Origin of the sequence: Agathobaculum sp. LCP25S3_E8, from assembly GCF_052117165.1 — a bacterium.
In the GTDB taxonomy this organism is placed as follows: Bacteria; Bacillota; Clostridia; order Oscillospirales; family Butyricicoccaceae; genus Agathobaculum.
Genome location: NZ_JBQKJR010000096.1, coordinates 1 through 6,368 on the forward strand (window position 1 = coordinate 1; position 6,368 = coordinate 6,368).

A 6,368-nucleotide genomic window follows, 5' to 3' on the forward strand; every position below is an offset into this window, starting at 1 on the left:
CCTTAAATTCTTTGCTGTAACGTTTCATTGCGATCCCCTCCGTCTCTGTTCGTTCAGTTTAACAGATTTTTGGGGAATTTGCGACTGCACTTACAGGGTACTACTCCATTGACATGGTACAGAAGTGTACCTCATCTACCCCCATTTGCAGCACTCCTATTTGCAACCTTGCCCCAGCCTTGCCCAAGTTTACCCGAGTCTTTTTAGGGTCTCAGAAATCTCAGGATAGATCACAACAGCCCTTTTCCCTCCAGATAAACCAGAGTCCGCTCCTCGACGCTGCCGCCTCCATACTTCCATGCGCTGAGACCTGTTCCGTGGTATGCGTGTTTGCTTATGATCATTTCGCGGTACTGCCACAGCCTCTGTATATTTCTACCGCTGCGCATCTTCCACATTGCGTCGCGCTCCAACTGCCCTACACGGCTGGTATTTACACCGAGCCGCTCCCCAATCTCGGATAATGTCTTATTCTCAAAGTACCGGGCGCGGATCACAGCCGCTCGGTGCTCATCAAGCGTGCTGATACAGTCCTCCAGATCGGCGTGCAGCTGCTCCGTGTAAAGTCGCTCCTCTGCATCCTCGAACTGCCGGCCGGCCGCTGGATCAGGGACAAGCTCGCCGCGCGGGGTCTGGCTCCCGTCCTCGCCGCTGACCGGTTCATCAAGACTGGCACACTGCCCGAGCGGGTCACGCTTTTGATGCTCAGTACGCCAGCCGACCAGGTCATAAAAGACGGCCTTCACAGGATAGCGCAGGAACGACGAGAACAGCACGCCCCGTTCCGGCTCGTACAGCCGCACAGCGAGTGCGACCGCAAGGAAGAAGGATTGTTCCACGTCCTCCCATGTCACGCCCGTAGCGGCCATTCTCGCGCCAGCCTTGCGTGCAAGCTCACCGAACAAGGTTGCCAGCAAGCCGCGGTTTTGTTCCCAGAGCTGCGCCAGTGCATCACGATCGCCCGCCTTAGCCTTCGTGACCAGATCTTCATTTGTCATTGCGCATAACCTCCCGCTCGTGGTAGAATAAGCTCACAAGAGAAAATCAAGCGGGAGAGCGGCAGGCCGTGCAGGGCTTGCCGTTTTTTTGCTTTCCGGTGCAAAGTATCATTCGACGGGTGATCCTGTCGCGGTTCATGCCCCCAAATTTTCAATGGGGTATTTCAAGCGGGTCATCAGACAGGTAATAGCCGCCGCCGTCTGTGCAGGTGGACAAGATCACGGCACCAGACTGCCGCTCCCGCTCGACTGCCCTTTGCAACTCCCGCACAGTATCGAAACCAAGCCGCGCCGCAAGTTCTTTGCTGGGAATCGCATTTTCTTTGCCGGTTGGTAAGTAATCGGTAATCTTCATAGGCTCACGCTCCCGCTCGCTCATCGACACGCCGAATACCATTCACCTGTTCCGGCTTGTCCTCTACCGGGTTCTCCAAATAGGCGAGCAATTCATCCAGATTTATCAGGCGTCGGTTTCCATTCCCGACAGGAATAGATGAAACCGCACCAGATTTCACAAGGCGGTCGATCATTTTCAGGCTTACCGATGTGTTGGGGTCTGCGGCCTTGATCTCTTCATATGCTTTTTTCTTGTACCTATAACGAGGTGTATTCATTCTCTCGCCTGCACAAGTAAAGGGGACACACTCTGTCTGATCGGCACGTCGAATCGGTTCAGCGTTACGCAGTTCTTTCGAATCTTGCGCTTGGAATCTCCTTCGGACTGTATTCACTTCTGCACCTCCTGGCATACCTCGAGAATATCTCCGACAGAACAGCTCAAATATCCGCAAAGCCTGCCTAAAACACTAAAAGAAACCGCTTCGCCTTTGCCATAATAAAGATTAGTCAATGTTGTTCGAGAAATCCCCGTTGCGCGAGCCACTTCGCTAATCTTCATGCGTCTTTCACCCAAAAGTGTGGCGAATCTGCTGTTAACCTTTGTTTGCACTGATAACACCTCCGTTTATTTTGAACAAATGTCTGAACGATAATTCTATTATACTGAACAAAAATAATGTGTCAAGAGATATTGCAAAATTGAACAGACTATTGTACAATATGCTCAGAGGGAGTGATACTATGATTGTTTGCAACCTATCAACAATAATGGCAAAACATAAAATCAAAATATCTAAGCTATCAGCAGATACCGGGATTTCGAGAACCACTTTAACTGCACTATATTACGGCTCGGGCAAAGGCATTCAGTTTGATACAGCGGACACATTGTGCATTTATTTTGGGATTGGACTCGAAGAGTTGTTTACCGTACTTCCTTTTACCATATCTGTCCAAGATTGCTATATATCCACTAATACTCCAGAAACAAATTGCTGGGCTATTAGGTTTGAATGTATGTATTGCGATAGACATTACACAGAATTTCCCATACTTCATGCCGTTTGCAGAACGGAACAGAAGGACGATATTCTTCTTACGTTTGATAAAATTCAGCCCGAAAATTCTCAGCATGAATTAGATTTGCTAGCCGAAGCTTTTAGCAAAGCACATGCAAAAGGATTTAATCAAATCAGTTCGATATTTATAGATTCTTTACGAAAAGCCAATGAAAGCCAGCATGTCATGCCCGATTTTTTTCTTGGGGAGAGCATTTTCCCCAGCTCATTTGTGTGCGATTCTTTAAGCAGGTGATCACATGGCCACAATCCAGAAACGCGGCGACACCTACCGCATCACCGTATCCTGCGGTTACGATCTGAACGGAAAACAGATCCGGCGCACCATGACATGGATACCTGAACCGGGCATGACCCGCCGCCAGACCGAAAAGGAGCTTGATCGGCAGGCCGTACTATTCGAGGAGCGATGCCGTACCGGCCAAGTGCTGGACGGCAATATCAAGTTCGCCGACTTTGCCGAGCGATGGTTCAAGGACTATGCCGAAAAGCAGCTCCGGCCGACCACGGTTGCCGGATATCGCCATTTTATCAAACGCATCCTGCCTGCAATCGGTCATATTCGCATGGATAAACTTCGACCGCATCATTTTATGGCGTTTTATGATAATCTCGCAGAAAGCGGGATACGCGAAGATACGCTATACAGATGTACTGTGGATTTTAAATCTTTTCTGGCGAATGAAGGCTTTACCGCTGTGCAGCTTGCCAATCAAGCAGGAGTCGGCATTCGCACATTGTATGCCCTGAATCGTGGGCAAAAGGTCAAAGCCGAAACCGCTCGCAAGATAGATGCAACTTTTCATCGTGCGCAATCCCTTTTCGAACCGGTAGACGGTGACAAACCACTAACCGGAAACACGATTGCCCACTATCATAAAATGTTGTCCTCCATGATGTCTACTGCCGTCAAGTGGCAAATCATCTATGACAACCCTTGCGCCCGTGTAGACCCTCCCAAGGCTGAACACAAGGAAGCTGCTTTCCTCGACGAAGTACAGGCGCAACGCCTGCTCGATCTGCTGGACAGTGAGCCGATCACCTATCGCACCATCATAACCCTGCTTCTGCATACTGGCCTGCGCCGCGGCGAGCTGTGCGGGCTGGAATGGGGTGATATCAATCTGGAAGCCGGTTTACTGGATGTGCAGCGCAACTCCCTGTACCTGCCAGAAAAAGGCGTATTCATAGACGATACCAAGAATAACTCTTCCAAGCGGGTTCTCAAGCTGACCGCAGATGCCGTGTCACTTCTCAGGCAGTATAAAGCATGGCAAAGCCGCGAACGATTACGCATTGGCGACCAATGGGTAGATGATTGGGCAGAGCATCCTCGTCTATTCACAACATGGAACGGAAAGCCTTTGCATCCTTCCACTGTTACGGGATGGTTTCATAACTTCATAGCGCGCAGTGACTTGCCCCCAGTTTCAATTCACAGTCTCAGGCACACGAACGCGACACTGCTGATCGCTGCGGGTACGAATGTTCGTACTGTATCAGCGCATTTAGGTCACTCGCAAACCTCAACCACTATGAACATCTATTCCCACAGCATAAAATCAGCGGAAGCTGCAGCAGCAGAAGCCTTGCAAAGCATGCTGACCCGCTCGAAAAAACAAGCATAAAAAAGGGCGTTCCCAACAGCAGGAACGCCTGATTTTTTACCCCATAAACACCAAATAAACACCAATACCGATTTTGAATAAGCTGAAAAGTCGAGAAAAGTTACAAAAAGACCGCCAATTCCAAAGAATCAGCGGTCTAATTTGGTCCGAGTGACAGGACTTGAACCTGCGGCCTCTTGACCCCCAGTCAAGCACGCTACCAGCTGCGCCACACCCGGATTTATAATTTTTAATAAATCTTGCTAAAATATAATAGCAAATTCTACGCCTGTTGTCAAGGAAAATATCTTTTTTTCCATTCTCTTTTTCCCTATCAATAAAAAATCCATATATCATGTTTCCTTTTCTGTCAGCGCCTTGTCAGCGCCCGTCAGCGTTTGTCAGCGTTTGTCAGCGCTCATTATATGACTTTTTACTTTAATGAATTATCTCGCTAAATTTATCGTTAATTGATTTTAATGTACGCTCTTTTTTAATAAGCAGATTACTCTATTTGAGAGTAATCTGCTTATATTACCAATCCGCTACCTGAGGTATTTCCTCATAAACTGATTTGTTACATTGTATCCCGTGCTATCTGTGCCATTTTATTTGCCCCGTCCTCCAGCTTTTTATCTGTAACCGTGATATAGTAATCTGCTGTTATTTTTATGCTGGCGTGTCCCAGAAGTCGGCTTGTTGTTACAATATCAGTTCCTGCATCTAGCATCAACGATGCAAAGGTATGCCGCAAATCATGGAACCGTATCCTTATCTCTTGTGCATCATACTGTCCACTGGCTTCCATCTCCTTTGCCCGCTTCTTTAAATACCTGTTCATTGTGTTGCGTAACGAATTAGAGTTGATCGTCTGTCCATTCCTATTGACGAAAACATAGCCCTTGGTTTTATTGACCGCCCTTTTGTACGCTAATTCCGAATCGCTTTCCATATACTCTTTCCATCGTTGCAAAACATCATATACTTCTTTCTTGATGTAAATTTTTCGTACCCCACAAGTCGTTTTTGTCTCACCCACAACATAACGTCTATTCTCATCACTGTTGGGAATGAAATTTTTATTTTTTATCATTGCTCTTTCCACATTTATTGCATAATAAACTTCGCCTTCCTTGCTCAGTGACGGTACAATATCTTTCCACTGTAATGCGCACAATTCACCAATTCTCATTCCTGTGGTAAATAATGTATAGGCAATAGTGTAATATTGCTTATTCGGTTTTAATTCTTCCATCAATACCTGTATCTGCTCATTGTTCAAGAATCTATCCTCTCGATTTGTCGGAATCCCCTTTGGAATGTCCGGTCTATCATTCATCGGATTTCCACCCTTAACCAGATACTTGCATTTTTCAGCATACCGGAACATTTCGCTTAATACTTTGCGTCGAATCTTGTATGTAGAGTCGGAAAATTCTTCTCCTCGTTGTTCCCTTTTCCATTGGAAATATCTCTCTATATCCCTAAAATCCACCTCATCTACATTCATGTCGCCCAACATATGTTTGATCTCTTTGTATGGTGGCGAATATGATTCAATTGTTGCCTCTTTCACCTTTGCATGTTTCATTTCAAACCATTCATCAGCCAATTGCGCCATCGTACAACGCTTTATGGGTTGATACCCTACCATTGCCCCTGTCTCAGCCCTATAATACGCTTGTTGCTGAATCACCCTTACCTTGTTTAATACTTCTTCCTCTGTTGCCCCACTTACTGTTACCCTTTTCTTGCCATCCGCGCATTCAATATACGGGGACATTTGATAGCATCCACGTCTATTATTATAATAAGGTCGCGCTTTGCTTTCTCTCATATCATCACCCTCATAAACTTTGTTGCAGGATGATAACGCTGATACTTCTTTCATTTCAATAGTGGTTTCGTCAGGTTTTTCCCCTAAAAATTTGTATAAATCTGATTTCCTGATTAAAGTCTTTTGACTGCCAAATGCTTGAATATCTCCATTCTCAATCAAATCACGCATTTCATCTTCTTGTAAACCTAATACCTCTGCTGCATTTGTAATATTCGACATTGACTTAACTTTATCCATATTTGGGTATCACTCCTTTAATTTGATACCCCTTATATGAAAATGTATAAATCAGGGCATTACTCAACAGCACTAACGTCTATTGGACTACCAAATGCCTTATGGGATTTGAAAAAGCTTGTTACCAAAAACTTACTTTATCCGGATAATCTAAAACCTGGAGTAGTACCCTGTAAGTGCAGTCGCAAATTCCCCAAAAATCTGTTAAACTGAACGAACAGAGACGGAGGGGATCGCAATGAAACGTTACAGCAAAGAATTTAAGGAA

The 6,368-nt window shown here is 45.9% G+C and carries 7 protein-coding genes and 1 tRNA gene; 2 read left to right on the forward strand and 6 right to left on the reverse strand.

Features of this window, described 5'->3' with window-relative positions; genetic code table 11:
• Positions 1-230: 230 nt before the first annotated feature.
• From ACTQ34_RS17130 to ACTQ34_RS17145, 4 genes are all read right to left on the reverse strand, one after another.
• Positions 231-998: a sigma-70 family RNA polymerase sigma factor gene (locus tag ACTQ34_RS17130; RefSeq protein WP_441364823.1), complete on the reverse strand. Its 768-nt coding sequence runs from the start codon at positions 996-998 to the stop codon at positions 231-233.
• A 151-nt stretch (positions 999-1,149) separates the two neighbouring features.
• Positions 1,150-1,353, reverse strand: coding sequence for a hypothetical protein (locus tag ACTQ34_RS17135; protein WP_441364824.1), 204 nt, complete (start codon positions 1,351-1,353; stop codon positions 1,150-1,152).
• 4 nt (positions 1,354-1,357) lie between these two features.
• Complete coding sequence (locus ACTQ34_RS17140) at positions 1,358-1,612, reverse strand: hypothetical protein (RefSeq protein WP_441364825.1); 255 nt, start codon at positions 1,610-1,612, stop codon at positions 1,358-1,360.
• A gap of 113 nt (positions 1,613-1,725) precedes the next feature.
• On the reverse strand, positions 1,726-1,956 hold the full coding sequence (locus ACTQ34_RS17145; RefSeq protein ID WP_441364826.1) for a helix-turn-helix domain-containing protein: 231 nt from the start codon (positions 1,954-1,956) through the stop codon (positions 1,726-1,728).
• Between the two features lie 122 nt (positions 1,957-2,078).
• On the opposite strand from ACTQ34_RS17145, the gene ACTQ34_RS17150 reads away from it, so the two are divergent.
• Complete coding sequence (locus ACTQ34_RS17150) at positions 2,079-2,651, forward strand: helix-turn-helix domain-containing protein (RefSeq protein WP_441364827.1); 573 nt, start codon at positions 2,079-2,081, stop codon at positions 2,649-2,651.
• Between the two features lie 4 nt (positions 2,652-2,655).
• Positions 2,656-4,044, forward strand: coding sequence for a site-specific integrase (locus ACTQ34_RS17155; RefSeq protein ID WP_441364828.1), 1,389 nt, complete (start codon positions 2,656-2,658; stop codon positions 4,042-4,044).
• Positions 4,045-4,186: 142 nt separating this feature from the next.
• Here ACTQ34_RS17155 and ACTQ34_RS17160 read toward each other — a convergent pair.
• Together ACTQ34_RS17160 and ACTQ34_RS17165 are read right to left on the reverse strand one after the other, a co-directional pair.
• Positions 4,187-4,262: transfer RNA gene (locus ACTQ34_RS17160), tRNA-Pro, on the reverse strand.
• A gap of 338 nt (positions 4,263-4,600) precedes the next feature.
• Positions 4,601-6,100 carry a tyrosine-type recombinase/integrase gene (locus ACTQ34_RS17165; protein ID WP_441364829.1) on the reverse strand — a complete coding sequence of 500 codons (1,500 nt, stop codon included), beginning with the start codon at positions 6,098-6,100 and terminating at the stop codon, positions 4,601-4,603.
• Positions 6,101-6,368 lie beyond the last annotated feature (268 nt).

Bases quoted from the DNA above. Each gene is read 5' to 3' on its own strand.
- ACTQ34_RS17130 (WP_441364823.1), bottom strand. From the start codon at position 998: ATGACAAATGAAGATCTGGTCACGAAGGCTAAGGCGGGCGATCGTGAT.
- ACTQ34_RS17135 (WP_441364824.1), bottom strand. From the start codon at position 1,353: ATGAAGATTACCGATTACTTACCAACCGGCAAAGAAAATGCGATTCCC.
- ACTQ34_RS17140 (WP_441364825.1), bottom strand. From the start codon at position 1,612: ATGAATACACCTCGTTATAGGTACAAGAAAAAAGCATATGAAGAGATC.
- ACTQ34_RS17150 (WP_441364827.1), top strand. From the start codon at position 2,079: ATGATTGTTTGCAACCTATCAACAATAATGGCAAAACATAAAATCAAA.
- ACTQ34_RS17155 (WP_441364828.1), top strand. From the start codon at position 2,656: ATGGCCACAATCCAGAAACGCGGCGACACCTACCGCATCACCGTATCC.
- ACTQ34_RS17165 (WP_441364829.1), bottom strand. From the start codon at position 6,100: ATGGATAAAGTTAAGTCAATGTCGAATATTACAAATGCAGCAGAGGTA.